Annotated in this window: 16 protein-coding genes; 12 read left to right on the forward strand and 4 right to left on the reverse strand. The window is 58.8% G+C overall.

The window, feature by feature from the left end; genetic code table 11:
• Positions 1-5 precede the first annotated feature (5 nt).
• Positions 6-1,289: a glutamate-1-semialdehyde 2,1-aminomutase gene (gene hemL / locus VJ651_RS22560; RefSeq protein WP_324109579.1), complete on the reverse strand. Its 1,284-nt coding sequence runs from the start codon at positions 1,287-1,289 to the stop codon at positions 6-8.
• A gap of 18 nt (positions 1,290-1,307) precedes the next feature.
• On the reverse strand, positions 1,308-2,138 hold the full coding sequence (locus tag VJ651_RS22565; RefSeq protein WP_324109580.1) for a hydroxymethylpyrimidine/phosphomethylpyrimidine kinase: 831 nt from the start codon (positions 2,136-2,138) through the stop codon (positions 1,308-1,310).
• A 57-nt stretch (positions 2,139-2,195) separates the two neighbouring features.
• On the opposite strand from VJ651_RS22565, the gene VJ651_RS22570 reads away from it, so the two are divergent.
• The 6 genes from VJ651_RS22570 to VJ651_RS22595 all read left to right on the forward strand — a co-directional run bounded on the left by VJ651_RS22570 (position 2,196) and on the right by VJ651_RS22595 (position 12,448).
• Positions 2,196-2,390 (forward strand): rubredoxin, encoded by a 195-nt coding sequence (locus tag VJ651_RS22570; protein WP_324109581.1) that lies wholly within the window; start codon positions 2,196-2,198, stop codon positions 2,388-2,390.
• 164 nt (positions 2,391-2,554) lie between these two features.
• Positions 2,555-2,956, forward strand: coding sequence for a response regulator (locus VJ651_RS22575; RefSeq protein WP_136413142.1), 402 nt, complete (start codon positions 2,555-2,557; stop codon positions 2,954-2,956).
• Between the two features lie 23 nt (positions 2,957-2,979).
• Positions 2,980-3,345 carry a response regulator transcription factor gene (locus VJ651_RS22580; RefSeq protein WP_136413141.1) on the forward strand — a complete coding sequence of 122 codons (366 nt, stop codon included), beginning with the start codon at positions 2,980-2,982 and terminating at the stop codon, positions 3,343-3,345.
• A 9-nt stretch (positions 3,346-3,354) separates the two neighbouring features.
• Positions 3,355-3,930 (forward strand): chemotaxis protein CheW, encoded by a 576-nt coding sequence (locus VJ651_RS22585; RefSeq protein ID WP_324109582.1) that lies wholly within the window; start codon positions 3,355-3,357, stop codon positions 3,928-3,930.
• Between the two features lie 54 nt (positions 3,931-3,984).
• On the forward strand, positions 3,985-6,312 hold the full coding sequence (locus tag VJ651_RS22590; protein ID WP_324109583.1) for a methyl-accepting chemotaxis protein: 2,328 nt from the start codon (positions 3,985-3,987) through the stop codon (positions 6,310-6,312).
• A 100-nt stretch (positions 6,313-6,412) separates the two neighbouring features.
• On the forward strand, positions 6,413-12,448 hold the full coding sequence (locus tag VJ651_RS22595; RefSeq protein WP_324109584.1) for an Hpt domain-containing protein: 6,036 nt from the start codon (positions 6,413-6,415) through the stop codon (positions 12,446-12,448).
• Between the two features lie 83 nt (positions 12,449-12,531).
• Here VJ651_RS22595 and VJ651_RS22600 read toward each other — a convergent pair whose 3' ends face one another.
• A complete protein-coding gene (locus tag VJ651_RS22600) occupies positions 12,532-13,992 on the reverse strand; it encodes a deoxyribodipyrimidine photo-lyase (protein WP_324109585.1) in 1,461 nt (486 codons plus the stop codon).
• Positions 13,993-14,078: 86 nt separating this feature from the next.
• Here VJ651_RS22600 and VJ651_RS22605 point away from each other — a divergent pair, with 86 nt between their 5' ends.
• The 6 genes from VJ651_RS22605 to VJ651_RS22630 are packed head-to-tail and all read left to right on the forward strand — an operon-like array spanning position 14,079 to position 18,643.
• Positions 14,079-14,744 carry a YqgE/AlgH family protein gene (locus VJ651_RS22605; protein WP_414691380.1) on the forward strand — a complete coding sequence of 222 codons (666 nt, stop codon included), beginning with the start codon at positions 14,079-14,081 and terminating at the stop codon, positions 14,742-14,744.
• The gene (gene ruvX, locus VJ651_RS22610) at positions 14,737-15,129 is read left to right on the forward strand and encodes a Holliday junction resolvase RuvX (protein ID WP_324109586.1); all 393 of its coding nucleotides are present in this window, start codon (positions 14,737-14,739) and stop codon (positions 15,127-15,129) included. Before VJ651_RS22605 ends, ruvX begins: the two co-directional genes overlap by 8 nt.
• Positions 15,110-15,622: a bifunctional pyr operon transcriptional regulator/uracil phosphoribosyltransferase PyrR gene (pyrR, locus tag VJ651_RS22615; RefSeq protein ID WP_414691381.1), complete on the forward strand. Its 513-nt coding sequence runs from the start codon at positions 15,110-15,112 to the stop codon at positions 15,620-15,622. Before ruvX ends, pyrR begins: the two co-directional genes overlap by 20 nt.
• On the forward strand, positions 15,615-16,574 hold the full coding sequence (locus VJ651_RS22620) for an aspartate carbamoyltransferase catalytic subunit (protein WP_324109588.1): 960 nt from the start codon (positions 15,615-15,617) through the stop codon (positions 16,572-16,574). The genes pyrR and VJ651_RS22620 overlap by 8 nt, the downstream gene beginning before the upstream one ends.
• 3 nt (positions 16,575-16,577) lie before the next feature.
• Positions 16,578-17,864, forward strand: a complete 1,287-nt coding sequence (locus VJ651_RS22625; protein WP_324109589.1) for a dihydroorotase — start codon at positions 16,578-16,580, stop codon at positions 17,862-17,864.
• Positions 17,865-17,875: 11 nt separating this feature from the next.
• Entirely contained in the window at positions 17,876-18,643 is a 768-nt protein-coding gene (locus VJ651_RS22630; RefSeq protein WP_324109590.1) for a lysophospholipid acyltransferase family protein, read from the forward strand.
• Here the strand turns inward: VJ651_RS22630 and VJ651_RS22635 are convergent.
• Positions 18,622-19,446, reverse strand: a complete 825-nt coding sequence (locus VJ651_RS22635) for a symmetrical bis(5'-nucleosyl)-tetraphosphatase (RefSeq protein WP_324109591.1) — start codon at positions 19,444-19,446, stop codon at positions 18,622-18,624. The genes VJ651_RS22630 and VJ651_RS22635 overlap by 22 nt on opposite strands.
• Between the last annotated feature and the right edge of the window lie 134 nt (positions 19,447-19,580).

Raw genomic sequence — 19,580 nt, forward strand, 5'->3', positions numbered from 1 at the left:
ACTCGTCACCGCAGTGAGGCAAACGCCTTGCGTGCGGCAGCGAGGGTCTCATCGATAACTGCGTCATCGTGTTGTGCCGATACGAAACCCGCCTCGAATGCGGATGGTGCCAGGTACACACCAAGATCCAGCATCGCATGGAAGAACACATTGAACTTGTTCTTGTCGCAGGCCATTACCTCAGCGTAGCTAGCCGGTACGCGTTCGCTGAAATAAAGGCCGAACATGCCACCTACAGAATCGGCGCAGAACGCGACGCCGGCATCCTTCGCGGCTGCGGACAGGCCTTGCACAAGCTTGGCCGTTTGGGCCGACAGGGACTCGTAGAAACCGGGGGCCTGAATCAATTTGAGTGTCGTCATGCCGGCGGCGACGGCAACCGGGTTGCCGGACAAGGTACCGGCTTGATAAACCGGACCAAGCGGCGCCAGATGCTTCATGAGGTCCTTGCGTCCGCCGAATGCCGCAACCGGCATGCCGCCACCAATCACTTTGCCCATGACCGTCAGATCCGGCGTGATGCCGTACAGGGCCTGAGCGCCGCCGAGGCCTACGCGGAAGCCGCACATCACTTCGTCGAAAATCAACACCGAGCCATGTTGCGAGCACAGGCGACGCATCGTTTGCAGGAACTCGGGTGTTGCGCGCACCAGATTCATATTCCCGGCTACCGGTTCAACGATCACGCACGCAATTTTGTCGCCCATTCTTGCGAAGGTGTCTTCCAGTTGCTGCGGGTTGTTGTAGTCAAGCACCAGCGTATGCTTGGCGAAGTCCTCCGGAACGCCTGCCGAGGTAGGATTGCCGAACGTCAGCAAGCCGCTTCCTGCCTTGACCAGGAGGGAGTCCGCATGGCCGTGGTAGCAGCCCTCGAACTTGATGATCGTGTCGCGGCCTGTTGCGCCGCGTGCCAGTCGTAGCGCGCTCATCCCGGCTTCGGTGCCGCTCGACACCAGTCGCACTTGTTCCACGGATGGAAGGAGGCGGCAGATCTCCTCGGCCATCTCGATTTCGCCTTCGGTCGGCGCGCCGAAACTCAGGCCGCGGGCCGCTGCATCCTGCACCGCCTTGACCACGGCAGGATGGGTATGGCCGACGATGGCCGGTCCCCAGGACCCGATATAGTCGACATAGCGGCGATCATCGGCGTCCCAGAAATAGGGGCCTTGTGCGCGCGTGATGAATCGCGGCGTACCGCCGACGGATCGAAATGCGCGAACAGGGGAGTTCACGCCGCCCGGCGTGCTGATTTGCGCCCGGGAAAAAAGGGTGTCGTTTTTGGAAGTCATGGCAAAAAGAGGAGTGAGTTATTGGTTGGCGTTCGGATCGGGTTCGCGCGCCCAGAAATAGCGATCCGGCGTCAGCTTTCCCATCCCTAGTCGATGCGCATTGGCCAGCGCTGCATGGGTGAATTCCTGCGCTTCGAAGACCGCTTCCGGCGCGTCCACGCCATTTGCGAGCATGGCTGCAATGGTCGCGGACAAGGTGCTGCCCGCACCATTGAACGATCCGGGCAGGCGTTGCCACGCATCGTTGCGCAGCATGCCGGATTCGTCGAACAGCATGTTGGAGACCTCGTGCACGTCACCTGGAGTCCCTGTCACGAACAGGTATTCGCAGCCCATGTCGATGATGCGCATTGCATCCAAGGCCAGCATGTCCTCCGTCGATGGCTCACGCCAGGTTTCGGCGAGTCGTGCCAGCTCGACTGCGGAGGCAAGGAAAAGCGTCGTCTGCGGAATCAGCAGTTCGCGGATTGCCACCAGCATGTCTTCGCTATCCTGTCCCTGGTCCGGCATGGACGAAATAAACGGATCAAGTATCAGGGGGACGTCGGGGTAATCCGACACGATCTCCGCAATGACGGAGACATTTTCGATACTGCCGACGGCGCCGACCTTGAAGGCGGCGACCGGCATGTCTTCCAGCACGACACGCGCCTGATCGGCGACCCAATCGGCGTCGGTGATCTGCATGTCTTCAATACGCGCCGTATCAGCGATCAGGATCGACGTGATGACGGACAATCCGTAGCATCCCATGGCCGCAAATGAGGCGAGATCAGCCTGTATGCCAATTGCGCCAATTGGATCCGCAGCGCCGAAAGTCAGAATCAGGGGGGAAGTTTGGTTTTGCACGGCCGGTAGATTAAGATAATCGACTTTGCATTTTACTTGATTGAAGGGCAGTCAACTGTGAGTAATAACGAAACGTCGAGCGGAGAATTCAAAACCTGGATGTGCCTGATTTGCGGCTGGGTCTATGACGAGGCCGCCGGCTTGCCGGAGGAGGGTATTGCGCCCGGGACGCGCTGGGAGGATGTTCCGATGAACTGGACCTGTCCGGAATGCGGGGCGCGCAAGGAAGATTTTGAGATGGTCGCGATCTAATAGGAAAGTAATCGGACACGATTCCGGTAGTCAATGTTAGAATTTTATTAAGTTTCGCAGAAAAACCACGTAGGCCGAAAACTGTAGAAGGTGTTGTTCTAAAGCACCTTGCTTTTTGTTACAGTAGCGCCGTATAGTGGGCGGAAGTTTAATGAGATTACGTCATGACAACATCACTGGATAACAGCAGCCTCAAGATCATGGTCATCGACGACAGCAGCACGATACGTCGTTCGGCGGAGATCTTTCTTGGGCAGGCTGGATATCAGGTCGTTCTGGCCGATGATGGCTTTGATGCTCTTGCCAAGATGAATGATCACAAGCCGGCCTTGATTTTTTGCGACATCCTGATGCCGAGACTCGACGGCTATCAGACCTGCGCACTGATCAAGAAAAGCGCGAAGTTTCATTCAACGCCGGTAATCATGTTGTCCTCGAAGGATGGCCTGTTCGATCGGGCGCGCGGCGCGATGGTCGGATCAGATGCCTATCTCACTAAACCGTTTACCAAGGACAGTCTGCTCAAGACCGTGCGCGAATACACCGCTCAGGTACTTTCCAAGTAATTTTTCTGCGTTAAAGGTTCAAGATGCCCATACAAAAAATTCTTGTTGTGGACGACTCCCCGACAGAACGTTATTTCTTGACAGATATTTTGATCAAGAACGGGTATTCCGTTTCCACTGCTGAAAACGGCGAGGAAGCGATGCTGAAAGTGAAGGCGGACAAGCCTCAACTGATCCTCATGGACGTCGTAATGCCGGGTCAGAACGGATTTCAGATTACCCGCGCCATTGCACGCGACCCGGAAACGCAAGACGTGCCTATCATCATCTGTACCAGCAAGAATCAGGAAACCGACCGTATCTGGGGCTTGCGCCAAGGCGCGCGTGATTACATCGTCAAGCCGGTCGATCCCCAGGAATTGCTGTCGAAAATCGCGGCACTTGGCTAAACGCACCAAATGACCACATCCAATTTGGATCTTGCGTCGCAAACAGCCCTGAAGGAGCACGATATCGGTGCTCGTCGTACTCGCTTACGCGAGTTTCAGGCGCGGCTTGTCGAGCGCATGCATGCGGCGAGCACTGGCGCGCAAGCAACCGCCAGTCAGCTCGGTGTCATGATTGGCCAAACCCGCTGGCTGCTGAAATTGCAGGAAGCTGGTGAAATCGTGTCGGTGGGTACCATTACCAAGGTGCCACTGACGCAGGACTGGTTCCTCGGATTGACAAACATCCGGGGCAATCTGATCAGCGTGATCGACCTCGCGCATTTCCGCGGAATGCCGCCAACTCCGATCGACAAGGAAAGCCGGATTATCGCGTTTGCTCCTTCCTTGTCTTTCAATAGCGGCTTGCTGGTTTCACGCGTCATGGGCTTGCGCAATGTTACTGAAATGGAGCCGCAGAGCGACTCCGGTACAGCTGACACGCCATGGGCGTTGCAGCGTTATCTCGATCGAGAGTCCCAAGTCTGGACAGAACTCGACCTTTCTTTGATCGTACAAGATCCGCAATTCTTGCACGTGGGTTTATAAGCCGCCGGGTCAAGCTGCCGGGCCGCATACCGTAATTGATGAGGAGACTCAGTAATGGCGTTTAATCTTCCGTTCTCGTCCAAGAGCAATGATGCTGGACTTGCTGAAGTAGCCGATTTGGCCGAGCGCGAGCCGGTGGCGTCCAACAGTCAAGTGGACGCTGCCAATACCGTGCTTGCCGAGGTCGATCTCGCTGCTTCCGGAGCTGCAGCCGTGCCGCTCGCCCAGATTGCGCCTGAGCGAAATCTGAACGCAACCTTTATCGGTGATGCGCTGCAGAAATCGGGTGATATCAGTCTGCCACTGATTGGTCACCTGCCTTTGCAGCAGCAAGTGCGGGCTTTGCTGGGTATGCTTGGCGCGTCGCTTGTTCTCGGCGGTGTCTTCGTGTGGATGAACTCGACGCACTCCATTCTTGCATCAACCCAGACCCAGATTGCCGGTGATGCGCTGATGCACTCACAACGTATCGGTAAAGCGGCACCAAACGCGATTCAGGGCAATCCGGAGGCGTTCAAGCAGCTCGAGGAAAGCCGCAAGGACTTCAATCGCGATCTGACGGTTCTTTCCAAAGGCGGTGATTACCAGGGACGTGCGATTGACGCTCCGAACGCGCAGATGGAGGCAATGCTGAAGGACACGCAAAAGGTCTGGAGCAGCTCCGACAAAGCCGCTGACACCATCCTGAAGCTGAAGAAGGAATTGACCGGTTTTGGCACAACTCTGCAAAAACTGAATGCCTTGTCGCCGGTTCTGCTGGAGTTGACGGAACAGATTGCTACCTTGAAAGCGCAGGGCGGTGCTACGCCGCGTGAAATTTCTGCAGCCGGCCAGCTCGTCATGTTGACCCAGCGTCTGGGGCGCAGTGCGAACGAATTCCTGACGTCCGAAGGTGTGAACCCGGAAACGGCGTTCCTGCTGGGCAAGGATACCAACACCTTCCGTGACATTACCGAGGGTTTCCTGAACGGCAGCGATGTATTGCGTCTGTCTGCGACCAAGGATCAGGATACGCGCGAGAAACTCACCGAGCTGCAGACCGCTTTTGCTGAATACCAACAATCGGTCGCGTCGATTCTCGGCAACCTGCAAAATTTCATCGCTGCAAAACAATCCGAACAGCTGATCTTTGCCGAGAACGAGACGCTGAAGCAGCGCATCACCAATCTGCAACAAGCCTATCGTGGCGAGGAAGACTCGTACCACTGGTCATTCTGGCTGATGGGCGTCAGCGCTCTCGCTGCGCTGCTTGCGGCGGTCGGCATCGCGCTGGTCCTGCTGCAGGACAGCCGCAACCGTACCAAGGAGGCGGATCAGCGGCGACAGGAAGCGGAAGAACAGCGCCTGCTTGCGCTCCAGAAGGAGGAAGAGGCCAAGCGCGCCAATGACCAGAACCAGGCTGCTATTTTGCGGCTGATGAATGAATTGCAGGAAGTGGCGGACGGCGACTTGACGGTGCAGGCAACCGTGTCGGAAGACATTACAGGCGCGATTGCCGACTCGGTGAACTATACGGTGGAAGAACTGCGCGGTCTGGTCGGACGTGTGACGAAAACTGCCGAACAGGTTACCGCCGCTTCCGATCAGGCGCAGAACATTTCCAACGAATTGTTGATGGCATCCCAGAAACAATCGCGCGAGATTCAGGAAACCGGTCAGGCGGTACTTGAAATGGCTGTGCAGATTACCGATGTGTCGAAATCCGCAAACGAGTCCGCCGAAGTGGCGCGGCAGTCGGTGACGGCTGCGGAACAAGGCGCGAAGGCGGTGGAAGACGCGATCAAGGGGATGAACGAAATTCGCGAACAGATCCAGGAAACGTCCAAGCGAATCAAGCGGCTGGGTGAATCATCCCAGGAGATTGGCGAAATCACCGAACTGATTTCAGACATTACTGAGCAGACCAACGTGCTGGCATTGAACGCTGCGATTCAGGCGGCGTCTGCGGGCGAAGCGGGTCGCGGCTTCTCGGTGGTTGCAGAAGAAGTTCAGCGTCTTGCGGAACGTTCCGGCGAGGCGACCAAGCAGATCGGTGCGCTGGTGCGCACCATTCAGACCGATACGCACGACGCGGTAGCCGCTATGGAAAAATCGACGCAGGGCGTAGTTGAAGGGGCCAAGCTGTCGGATGCTGCCGGTGCCGCGCTGGCCGAGATCCGAAGCGTGTCGAACCGTCTCGCAGACCTGATTCAAAGCATTTCTGCGGCGACCGAGCAGCAGGCAACGTCGGCCAACGGTGTGGCGCAAAACATCCAGAACATTCTGACGGTGACCGAGCAGACGCAACAGGGTACGCAGCAGACCGCGCAGTCCATTCGCGAACTCTCCAAACTGGCCGAAGAACTCAAGAACTCGGTGTCTCGTTTCCGCGTAGCTGCTTGAAACGAATCGTATTGTCGGCGACTGGCCTGATGACCCATTAGTGATGCTTGGCGGCTGGCCGTTATGACGGCTTGCCGCCTTTTGACCCCGCGAGGCAGTCATGACCACCTCTTCTTCCAATTCATCGCAAGGCGTCCGGGCCGACTTCGATACCGGACCGCTGTCCTGGGTGATAGGTGAAATCCGCGAAGCGCTGAACCGCTCCAAGGCCGCGATCCACGACGCCATCGCACAGGATGCAGAGGCGCAGATGACGTCCATGCGTCATGCGAAGACTTACCTGCATCAGGCGCACGGTGCACTGCAAATCGTTGATGTCGACGGTATTGCGATTATGACGGAAACCGTCGAAGACTTGCTTGACCGTGTAGATGCCGGGCAACTGCCGCTCAGCAAGGAGTTGGCCCAGGCCATCGATAACGGTTACCAGGCATTGATCGAATATCTCGATGAGTTGATGTCCGGCATGCCACATCAACCGGTGCGCCTGTTCCCTTACTACCGGGCGCTGCTTGAAGCGCGCGGCGCCGAACGCATTCATCCCGCCGACCTGTTTTTTCCCAACCTGGCGATTCGACCGCAACTGCCCGGCACCGGCCCTGTCGCGCCAGCGGCATCGGCACGGTTCGTCAGCCTGCGCAAACGCTTCGAGCAGGCACTTCTGCCGTTCTTGAAAAGCTCGAATCGCAGCAGCGAGCTGAAAAATGCCGCAGTCATGCGCGACATCGTTGGCGAGATCGAAAGCCTGCAGGGGAACCAGCAGGCACGGGCCTTCTGGTGGGTCATGCACGGCCTGTCCGAAGCGGTTTCAGCCGGACAGATTTCGAATGAGATCTATGTCAAGCAGCTGTTTGCGCGCATCAATCTCCAGATTCGCCGCCTGTGTCAGGGCTCTTCCAGCATTGCGGAAAGACTGCTGCGCGATGCCTTATTTTTTATTGCAAAGACGCCCGATCCATCGCCGCGTGCGCGGCAAATTCGTGCTGCTTACCAATTGGATGGGCTGGTACCGTCCGATTACGACACCAAGCGCTACGGGCAGATCGATGTCGACGCACTCGCCGCAGCGAAAGAGAGGCTGTCGCAGGCGAAAAACATGTGGAACCGGATTGCCGGTGGCGACGCCAGTGTCGCGGAATCCTTCGAGCATGAAATGCTTGCTCTGGCCGAAGCTGGCGCCAAGCTGAACTCCATTCCATTGACAAAGCTGTTGCGCGAACTGAAGGGGATTGCGCGTCATGCGGCACGCGCCAAACCCGGTGACATGCTGGGGCTGGAAATGGCGACCAGCCTGTTGTTCGTAGAAAATTCCTTGAATCAAATCGGCCGTCTGTCGCCCAACTTCGCGGAGCGGGCCGATGCAATGACCGCGCGTCTTCTGGCGGTCGTCTCAGGGGAGGCGCCCACGCAGGCGGCCGACTGGCTGGACGACATGTCGCGTGAAGCGCAGCAGCGGCAGACAATGACAGCGCTGGCCGGCGAAATGCAGGCAAGTCTGCGTCAGGTCGAGAAAATGCTCGACGAATATTTCCGTGACCCGTCACAGCGCACCTCGCTGGGCCAGCTGGACCTGATCCTGCATCAGATCGAAGGCGCGCTGGCGGTGCTCGATCAGACGGACGCCGTCCGCACCATTCAGCACACCAGAGCCGCGGTACGGCGATTCATCGAGACCGAAGAAGAAAATGCGCCGGATGTGCAGGAGTTCCAGCTGGTGGCACAAAACGTCGGGGCGCTGAGCTTCTTCATCGAGACCTTGGAGCATCAATCTGACGATGCGAAAAAGCGATTCTCGTTCGACGAAGACCAGGGAGTGTTTCATGCCAAGCTGGTCGAAAGAAATTCCACTCCTGACCCTTTTCTCCCTGACACGGTAGCGGAGCCGGAGTCTGTTGCGAGTTTCGATCTTCCGCCCGCTGAGGCCGCGTCGCCGGAGCTGCCTACCGTGGAGGATGAGCTGGCGTTTTCGCAGCAGCAGTCAGCCGAACTGGCGATGTCTTTGACTGCCGAACCCGGCAATCAGGTGCTGCAGGAGCAACTGAAGGAATCGCTCGAACAGATACGGCTGGACGCGACGCTGGTCGACAATCCGGAGGCGAATGATCGTGCAAAGGCAGGCATTGAAATCCTGGGACGTCCGGATTTCTCGGCCTCGCAAGAGGCACTGGTGGACATCATTTCTGCAACCGTCCCGGTTATGCCCGCGGCCGATACCTTGCCACCCGTCGTCACCCCTTCGAGCGACGAGGCGGTCGACGCAGAGCTTCTCGAGATATTTTTGTCCGAAGCGGAAGAAGTGCTCGGCACCGTAATGCAGACCTTGCCGGAATCACGCAACCAGTCGCATAACCAGGAACATCTCACTACGCTTCGTCGTTCGTTTCACACCTTGAAGGGTAGCAGCCGCATGGTCGGCCTGGTTGCTTTTGGCGAGGCAGCGTGGAGTATCGAGCAGGTGCTGAACCTGCGCTTGTCAGATGCGCGTGGTGGCGATGCGGAACTGTACGCCTTGCTGGACAAGGCAGCGGATGTGCTGGGGGACTGGGTGCAGGACCTCAAGCGCGAGGGCAAGTCGAGCCATACGCAAGATGCTTTGGTTGCAGCTGCCGAGCGTGTCAAGTCGGGCGGTCAGTTTGTCTACGAGAATGACACTCGGGGAGATGGGACTTCCGAACCCGCTTTGAATGTCGCGCAAACACCTGTTGATGACACCGCCATCGATTTCGAGGATAGGCAGGTCGTCGAGGACGTAACGGTAGACGATCAAGAATTTCAGATTGACGCACCGGTCGCGGATTCCGATTCGAAGACGATCGCGTCTGCCGAAATGGCCGCTGACAGTACCGCATCCGGCGACGACGAGTTTGACATGGCGACGGAGCCTGGGGCGGCATTGCCGCAGGCCGAGGAGGTCAGCTTGTCGGACGCTGATATGGCAATGTTTGATGCCGAGAGAGATGCGGTGGCATCTGTCGACCCCGTCCGCGAACCTGCTGCGGAATCGGTCGCGCCGATTGCCCCCGTCGTTGCGATCGCCGAAGTGATCGAATTCCCGACAATGCACGCGCCGGAGGTCAAGCACAACGATAACGTCAAACGCATTGGCGATCTGGAAATCAGCGTTCCGCTCCATAATATTTATCTGGCTGAGACGGATGAATTGGTCCGGGTTCTGTCGCAGGACCTTGCCGAGTGGCGGCATGAGCCGGACCGTCATGTCAGCGTGCAGTCGGTGCATGCGGCACATTCACTCTCCGGCAGTTCCGCAACCGTCGGTTTTACCGCACTTCAGGAAGTCGCTCACGCGCTCGAGATCGCACTGCAATCCCTGATGCGCAAGCCGGTTCGGCTGACCGATCACAATTTCGACACGCTTGAGCAAAGCATCGAATGGATGAAGTTGATGCTGCAGAAGTTCGCCCTGGGTGAGCTGCCGACACATCAACCGGAGTATGTTCGGCTTCTGAACGGCATCGTGCAGGACATCGAGACGCGTGCCGCCCATAGCGAGATGCCGGCGGCGGCTTCAGCACACGATTCCCATGAATATAGTCCGGCTTCGCAAGTGGCGGACGTCAGCGAACCAATGGCGGCCATTGAACCGGAGCCAGTTCCCGAGGCTGCACAGAAAGAGCCGTTCTCGCAAGACCGGGCTGAAACTGCACCGACGGCGACTCTTCCGGACCCGGTGAGCACTGTGCCCTTTGTGGAGCCAGTATTTGCCGGCGAGTCCGATACGACAACAGATCCGGCGCTGGTCCTCAAAGATGAGCTTGATGCCGATCTCCTGCCGGTCTTCTTCGAAGAGGGGCGCGACATCCTGCCGCAACTCGGAGCGGCGCTGCGTGGCTGGCAGGGCCAGCCTGCCAACCTCAGTTTGCCGCACTCGACTCTGCGTTCCTTGCACACCCTCAAGGGAAGTGCGCGCATGGCGGGCGCCATGGGACTGGGTCAGCATTTGCATGATATGGAGACGCGCATCGAGAACATCATGCGCCTCGGCGTGCCTTCGCCGCTTGCCATTGAGGATCTGCTGATTCGGTACGACCAGGGTCTGCAAATGTTCGAGCAATTGCAGAATCCGCAGGCAGCCAAGGCCCAACCGGCACCGGCAGACCAGGCTGGGGATGCTGCCACGGAATTGCCGGCAGTCGCGGAACCCGTGGTGTTAGCACCGCTGATGCCGATTCAGGCAGGGCGGCTGGCATCGATCAAGGCGCCGGCTGCACGCCCCCTTGCGGCGCCGACAGGGCCTGCGCCGCTGGTTCGTGTGCGTGCTGACATTCTGGATCGCCTCGTCAACCAGGCCGGTGAGGTTTCCATTTCCCGATCCAAGCTTGAGACGGAAGTCGATACCTTGAAGCAGTCGCTGGGCGAATTGACGGAAAACGTGGTCCGCCTGCGCGATCAGCTGCGCGAAATTGAAATGCAGGCCGAAACGCAGATCACTTCCCGCATGGCGCATTCGGCCGATCGTGAATTCGACCCGCTGGAATTCGATCGATTCACGCGCTTGCAGGAACTGACCCGCATGATGGCGGAAAGCGTGAACGACGTCGGATCGGTACACCAGAACCTGGTCAAGACGCTGGACAGCGCATCGGATGACTTGTCCGCGCAGGCACGTTTGACGCGCGATCTGCAACAAGACCTGATGCGGGTGCGCATGGTCCAGTTTGCGAGCATCTCGGAACGCCTGTTCCGCGTTACACGGCAGACTGCCAAGGAAATGGACAAGCGGGTCAATCTCGACATCCGCGGCAGCGCAGTGGAAATCGACCGTAGCGTGCTGGAGAAGATGACCGGCCCGTTCGAGCATCTGCTGCGCAATGCGATTGTCCACGGCATCGAACAGCGCGAGGCACGTCATGCTGCCGGAAAGGATGAAACCGGCGAATTGCTGGTGGAAATTCGCCAGGACGGTAACGAGGTTGTGATCGAATTTTCGGATGACGGGCAGGGCCTGAACATCGGGCGGATACGCGACAAGGCGCGACACATTGGCTTGCTGACCAACGATAGCGACATGTCGGACGACGAAGTGACCGACCTGATTTTTCATCCTGGATTCTCCACTGCGGAGGAAATCACCGAACTCGCCGGGCGCGGGATCGGGATGGATGTGGTCCGCTCTGAAGCGGCAGCCTTGGGTGGACGTGTGTCGACCTGGTCCGAGCCGGGCAAGGGAACGCACTTCACCATTCATTTGCCGTTGACGCTGGCGGTTACCCAGGTGGTGCTGCTCACCACGGGCGGCAAGACATACGCAGTGCCGTCGGTACTGGTGGAGCAAGTGCAGCAGCTCAAGACCAATGCACTCGCCTCGGCTTATAACGACGGTGCGGTTGTCTGGCAGGGCCAGCGCGTTCCGATGTATTACCTGTCGACTTTGCTGGGCGACACGACGGCTTCGCCGGTGTCCCAACATTATTCACCCTTGTTGATCTTGAAGAGTGGCCATGATCGCGTCGCAGTTCATGTGGACGAAATCATCGGCAACCGTGAGGTGGTGGTCAAGAATATCGGTCCGCAATTGGCCCGTCTGATCGGCATCGCCGGCGCGACAGTGCTGGGCTCCGGCGACATCGTGCTCATCCTGAATCCGGTGCCGCTGTCACAGCGTTCAGTTCAAGAGAACATGCGCGCACCGCGGATCATTGCTTCCGATGCGCCTGCGTCCATGGGTGCAATCGCCGAAATGGCGGCGCCGACACCCAGCACGCCTATGGCGGAACCGGTGCAAGGCCTGCGCACGCAAAACATCGTGATGGTGGTCGATGATTCACTGACGGTGCGGCGTGTCACGCAGCGTTTGCTGGCGCGTGAGGGATACCAGGTCGTGCTGGCGAAAGACGGCGTGGATGCTCTTGAGCATTTGCAATCCCTGACGCCGGATGTGATGCTGGTCGATATCGAAATGCCGCGCATGGATGGGTTCGATCTGACCCGCAACGTGCGCGGCGACGAGCGGACGCGGCATATTCCCATCATCATGATTACCTCCCGCACTGCCGGCAAACATCGCAACTACGCACTGGAACTTGGCGTGAACGAGTATCTTGGGAAGCCGTATCAGGAAGAACAACTGCTTGGCCTGATTGCGGAATTCGTCAAGAAGGAAACACCGATCGCCTGAGGCGCGGACACAACGTCCCTCCGCAAAGGCCCGCCAAACAGCGGGCCTTTGTTTTACAGCAGTCTGGCATTACGGCCGAACGATCAGCGGTTCGACCGGACGACTGCATATCGCTCCAGGGTGCGCTTGCGCGCTTCTTCGTGCTGCACAAGCGGAAGCGGATAGTCGGCGCCCAGGCCGGACTTACGTGCTTCCCCGGCCGGCATCAACCACGGCGCATGGATATATTTTGTCGGCACTTTGCCGAGTTGTGGCAGGTAACGGCGGATGAATTTTCCGTCAGGGTCGAATTTCTCCGACTGCGCGACCGGATTGAAGATTCTGAAATAGGGTTGGGCATCGCAACCTGATGACGCTGCCCACTGCCATCCGCCGTTATTGGCGGCCAAATCGAAATCGTTCAGCCGTTCCGCGAAATAGCGTTCGCCCCAGCGCCAGTCAATGCCGAGATCCTTGATCAGGAAGCTTGCAGCGACCATGCGCAGCCGATTGTGCATATAGCCGGTCTGGTTCAATTGACGCAATGCCGCGTCCACCAACGGATAACCGGTTCGGCCTTCGCACCACGCCTTGAAAAGCTGCATTGCGTACGTACCGCTTTCCCACTGAACGGCGTCGTACTCCGGCTTGAATGCGCCAGCGACGACATGCGGATGGTGGTGCAGGATCATGAAATAGAAGTCGCGCCAGATGAGTTCCGAGAGCCAGGCCGCCGCACCGTCGCTGTCCGGACTGCGTAGGGCATTGAACGCTTCGCGTGCCAGGCCGCGGATCGATATCGTGCCGAATCGCAAGTGGACCGACAGGTAGGACGGCCCCTTGATCGCCGGGAAGTCGCGTACGCGCCGGTAGTTGCTCATACGACCGCAAAAATCCTTGAACAATACCTGCGCACCAGACATACCGGTGGGAAGATCAAGCCGGGACAGCCCGGTCTGCTCGAAGCCGAGATCGGTAAGGGATGGCATCGGCTCCGAAACACTGGCGGGTGCGGGCGCAAGTCGCGCCGAGTGCGGCTCGACCGGATAGGATGCCAGAAACAAATCCTCGTCGGAGTGCACCCTCTTCAGCCACGCGTTCTTGTAGGGAGTGAACACCGAAAACGGCTTGCCGGACCGGGTCAGGACTTCCGATTTTTCAAGAATCACCTGATCCTTGAAGCTGAGCCAGACCCGTCCGGATTCCTTCAATTTGTATGCGACTTCGGCGTCGCGGGCAATGGCGGCCGGCTCGTAGTCGTGGTTGGCAAAGACCGCGTCGACACCAAGTTGCGCGGCCAGGCGAGGAATCTCGTCGGACGCAGCGGCATGGCGCACAATCAGGCCGCCGCCAAGTTCGCGCAATGCGGTATCGAGTTCAGCCACGCACGCAAGAATGAACTCGACCCGCCTGTCTTTGCGCGGAAGTTGACCCAGTATATTCTTGTCAAAAATGAAAGCGCAAAAGACCTGGCGGCTTTGCATAAGCGCATGATGCAGGGCTGCATGGTCGATAGTCCGCAAATCGCGACGAAACCATACGAGGGACTTGTCAAACTTGCTCATGGATGTTCTTGAATCCGTCGCCGGCTTTCTTTACCTTGATCGTTTTCGCGGCCGAGATTGCCGCCAAAACTGTTAAAATGCTCATTATGGTGAAACCAAGAAAGACTCGCTCGTTTTCCTCGACGCCTGGGTCACCCCAGGGTACTCCAGATTTTTCCGCTTCTTCCGATACCGCTCCCGCTTCCGAGTTGAATCTCGCCGATCATTTTCTCATTGCCATGCCGTCCATGCTGGATCCCGTATTCGGCGGCACCGTGATCTACTTGTGCGAGCACAACGCCAGTGGCGCCTTGGGTGTGATCATCAACAAGGCCACCGACATGACGATGGATGTGCTGTTCGAGCGGATCGATCTGAAGCTGGAGATTGCCCCGAATCGCGCACCATTCGATAGCAAACCGGTCATGTTCGGCGGTCCCGTGCAGATTGAGCGCGGCTTCGTGCTGCATTCGCCACATGGCGGATTCTCGTCGATGATGAAGGTGACGGACGACATTGCAATGACCACTTCCAAGGATGTGCTGGAATCGGTGGCCGCCGGCGACGGACCCGGGCGCATTCTCGTCAGCCTCGGCTGCGCCGGATGGAGCGCAGGGCAACTGGAAGAAGAAATCGCCCGCAATGGATGGCTGACGGTGCGCGCCGATCCGGCGATCATCTTCGATCTGCCGATCGAGGAGCGTTTTTCAGCGGCGATGAAATTGCTGGGTTTCGATCCGGCCATGCTGGCGGGTGACGCGGGGCATGCCTAAGACGGTCCTCGCTTTCGATTTCGGCTTGAAACGTATTGGTGTCGCCATCGGCAATACATTGGTCAGGCAGGCGCAGCCGCTGACTGTCATTACTGCCGCCACCAACGACGCGAAATTCGAGGCAATTGCCGTTTTGTTGAAAGAATGGCAGCCGGCATGCTGCGTGGTCGGCTTGCCGAGCCATCCCGACGGCACCGAGCACGAAATGACGGTGCGTTGCCGACGATTCGCCAACCAGCTGAATGGCCGTTTCGGCGTGCCGACCGTGCTGGTGGACGAGCGATATTCGTCCGCAGTGATTCCCCAACAGCGCGGCGAAACGATCGACGCCGAAGCTGCCGCAATTATTTTGCAACAATACTTCAATGACTATGCCGAATCCTAAATTCGATGCCGAGGCACTGTACAAGGTGCTCGCGGAGCGCGTGAAAGCGAGCCTCGCGAACGCCGAAAACGTGGCCATTGTCGGCATATATTCCGGTGGTGCCTGGCTGGCCGAACGGCTGGCGGCCGAGTTGCAGCTTCAGGAACGTCTCGGCTTCATCGACGTGTCGTTCTACCGCGACGATTATGCGGAGAAGGGACTGCATGCCGAAGTGAAGCCGACGCACATCCCGTTCGAGGTCGAAGGCGCGACCATCGTGCTGGTGGATGATGTCCTTTACACCGGGCGCACCACGCGTGCTGCGATCAACGAGCTGTTCGACTACGGGCGCCCCGCGAAAATCATGCTCGCTGCCCTTGTCGATCGCGGTGGTCGCGAGCTGCCGATTGCCGCCGATTTTGTGGCGGATACGGTCGCGCTGGCCAACGGTCAACAACTTGTCCTGCAACGCGCCGACGACGGCCGACTCTCCCTAACGGTGGATCATGCTTAATCCCCAACTGAACAAGAACGGTGAGCTGCAGCATCTTCTCACCATCGAAGGTCTGCCCAAAGCGATCATCAACCACATCCTCGACACGGCATCGTCATTCGTCTCGGTCAGCGACCGCGAGGTGAAGAAGGTCCCGCTGATGCGCGGCAAGAGCGTATTCAACCTGTTCTTCGAGAACTCGACACGCACCCGCACAACCTTCGAGATTGCTTCCAAGCGGCTGTCGGCCGATGTGATCAATCTGAACATCGCTGCATCAAGCACGACCAAGGGCGAATCCCTGCTCGACACGATCGACAACCTGGCGGCGATGCATGCCGACATGTTCGTCGTGCGCCATGCGCAATCGGGCGCACCGTATCTGATCGCGAAGCACCTGGTGGACACCAACCGGCCGCATGTGCACGTCGTGAATGCCGGCGACGGTCGCCATGCGCATCCGACGCAAGGCCTGCTGGACATGTACACCATCCGCCATTACAAGAAGGACTTCACCAACCTGACGGTGGCGATCGTCGGCGACATTCTGCACAGCCGCGTCGCGCGCTCCGACATCCATGCGCTGACGACGCTGGGCGTGCCCGAGGTGCGCGCAGTGGGGCCGCAGACCTTGCTGCCGGGCGGCCTGGAGCAGATGGGTGTGCGCGTTTTCACGGATATCAACGAGGGTTTGAAAGGCGTTGACGTGATCATCATGTTGCGCTTGCAAAATGAGCGCATGAGCGGCGCGCTGCTGCCATCCGCGCAGGAGTTCTTCAAGAGCTACGGGCTGACGCCGGAGCGTTTGGCACTGGCCAAGCCGGACGCAATCGTGATGCACCCGGGGCCGATGAACCGCGGCGTCGAGATCGACTCTGCAGTGGCGGATGGTTCGCAGGCCGTGATTCTGCCGCAGGTCACATTCGGCATTGCGGTGCGCATGGCAGTGATGAGCATATTGGCGGGAAATTAAACGATGAAAATCCACATTAAGAATGGCCGCGTCATCGATCCGGCCAACGGCATCGACGCGCAACAGGATGTCTATATCGTGGCTGGCAAGATTGCCGCTGTAGGGAAGGCGCCGGAGGGGTTTGCCGCAAGCCGGACGATTGATGCCAGCGGCATGGTCGTGGCTCCCGGACTGGTCGACTTGAGCGCACGCCTGCGCGAGCCCGGTTACGAATACAAGGCAACCCTCGAATCCGAAATGCAGGCCGCGATGCAAGGCGGCGTGACCAGTCTGGTGTGCCCGCCCGACACCGAACCTGTGCTCGATGAACCGGGGCTGGTCGAAATGCTGAAACACCGCGCCAAGAGCTTGAATCAGGCGCATGTCTATCCGCTCGGCGCCCTGACAGCGGACCTGAAAGGGGAGGCACTGACCGAGATGGCCGAACTGACGGAAGCAGGATGCATCGGCTTCTCGCAGGCGGACTCCCCGATATTCGACACCACCGTACTGATGCGCGCCATGCAGTATGCGAAGACTTTCGGCTATACCGTCTGGCTGCGGCCGCAGGACCCGCATCTTGGCAGCGGCGGGATCGCGCATAGCGGGGCGGTCGCGTCGCGCCTGGGACTGCCCGGCGTTCCGGTAATGGCGGAGACGGTCGCGTTGCACACGATTTTCGAGCTGGTGCGCGCCACCGGAGCACGAGTGCATCTGTGCCGCATCTCGTCGGCTGCGGGGATCGAGCTTGTCCGCGCGGCCAAGAAGGAAGGCCTGCCGGTGACCTGCGATGTTGGCGCTCACCATGTGCACCTGATCGACGTGGACATCGGCTTCTTCGATTCCAACGCACGCGTTACGCCGCCGTTCCGCGCCCAGCGCGACCGCGACGCGATTCGTCAGGGCTTGCTGGACGGGACGATTGACGTCATCTGTTCCGACCATACGCCGGTCGATGACGACGAGAAGTTGCTGCCCTTCGGAGAAGCCTCGCCAGGCGCGACCGGACTGGAATTGCTGCTGTCGCTGGCCTTGAAATGGGCGGACGAGTATGTCGACAAGTCGCAACAGCCGCTGAGCAAGGCCGTGGCGAAAGTGACGTGCGACCCGGCACGTGTCGTGGGCCTGGCCTCGGGTCGACTGAGCATCGGCAGCGTCGCCGATGTTTGCGTATTCGATCCTGCCGCACGCTGGAAAGTGGAAGCGAAAACACTGGCCAGCCAAGGCAAGCACACGCCTTTCCTTGGATATGAGCTGCTCGGACAGGTGAGGGCGACCATCGTTTCCGGCCATATCGCCTTCGAACGCTGACCGCCGCGCGCATGGTCGCTTTTCGCTTGCTGCGCGTGGTGCTTCATTTGTTTCGAGGCTTGGCGATTTGCGCGTTGATTTTTCCTCGGACCGATGCGGCCGGGCGACAGAACCACGTGCGGCGATGGTCGCGCGAGCTGCTTGCGCTCTGCAATGTCGCGGTTCAGATCCGGCATGCGCAGGGTGTGCCGGATGCTCCACGCGCATTGATCGTCGCCAATCATGTTTCCTGGCTCGATATCTTCGTCATCAACACCTTCCACCCTTGCCGCTTTGTCGCGAAGTCGGACATCCGTGACTGGCCGCTGATCGGGTGGCTATGCGAAAAGACCGGCACCATCTTCATCTCGCGCGGCAAGCTGCGTGACGTGAGAAGGATTTACCAGGGGCTGGTTGCCAGCCTTCATGCCGGTGAGCATGTTGCGTTTTTCCCTGAGGGCACAACGGCACCGCAGGGGACGCTGCTGCCTTTTCATGCCAATCTGTTCGAAGCGGCAATTGAAGCGGAAGTGCCGGTTCAACCTTACGCCGTGCGTTACGTCGACAAGGATGGGAGATTGCATCCCGCCGCGGATTTCGTCGGCGAGATGAGTTTCCTGGAAAGCATGCTGACAGTACTGAAGGCGGGCGGCATGATCGTGCAATTGACACTTCTGCCGACCATTGAAACCGGTGTTGTATCGCACCGGCGTGAGCTCGCCGATGCGGCGCGCCACGCGATTGCATCGGCGCTCGGACCTGCCGAGCGCGTCGTGGATCAAATCGATCCGGGGCGTTGATATTGCGGGCAGTCAACCTGCACCACGCGCCGATCTTCCAGGCAGACAGCGCTAAGCTTGCCGCCCCACAGGCAGCCGGTATCGAGGCTGATCAGATTGGGCTGCATGATCAGTCCCAGCGTGGACCAGTGACCAAACACGACCGGCACATCTTCGGTTTTTCTGCCCGGGACTTCAAACCAGCGCATATAACCGGGCAATTCGGTTTCGACCCCCTTTGATACGGACAGGTCCATCTTTCCGTCGGCAGTGCAGAAACGAATCCGGGTCAGTGCGTTGACAATGCAGCGCAGGCGATCGGCGCCTTCCAGTGCATCATCCCATTTTGCCGGTTCGTTACCGTACATCTGCGCAAGAAAATCAACCCAGTGCGGGCCGCGCAATACTTCTTCCACTTCGCTGGCGAGCGCCATGGTCTGCTGTGCGGTCCACTGCGGCGGAACGCCGGCGTGGACCAGCAGATGGCCGTTCTCGAACAGGGCCAGAGGCCGCCGACGCAGCCAGTCGAGCAACTCGTCCCGGTCGGGTGCATTCAAAACATCGTCGAGCGTATCGGAGCGATGCTGCTTGCGCAGGCCGCATGCGACCGCAAGCAGATGCAGGTCGTGGTTTCCGAGCACCACTTCGGCGCGCTCGCCGAGATCGCGCACCTCACGCAGGGTCTCCAGGGACTTTGGTCCGCGATTGACCAGATCGCCGACGAAGATCAGTCTCGGGGCGGGAGAGATGGCGTGAATGTGCTCCAGAAGTTCAGTCAGCTTTGGGCAGCAGCCCTGCAGGTCGCCGATGGCGTAAGTGGTCATAAAAACGATGCTGGTCAACAAGAAATCCGACGACACATTGCCCATTCGCAAGATGCTCGCCGAAACGAAGGATTATATAAGCAGGTTATCCGGTTTTCCGAAGGAATGTCGCCGTAACAATTCTTTACCCATGC

Source organism: Noviherbaspirillum sp. (assembly GCF_035254865.1).
Classification (GTDB): domain Bacteria; phylum Pseudomonadota; class Gammaproteobacteria; order Burkholderiales; family Burkholderiaceae_D; genus Noviherbaspirillum.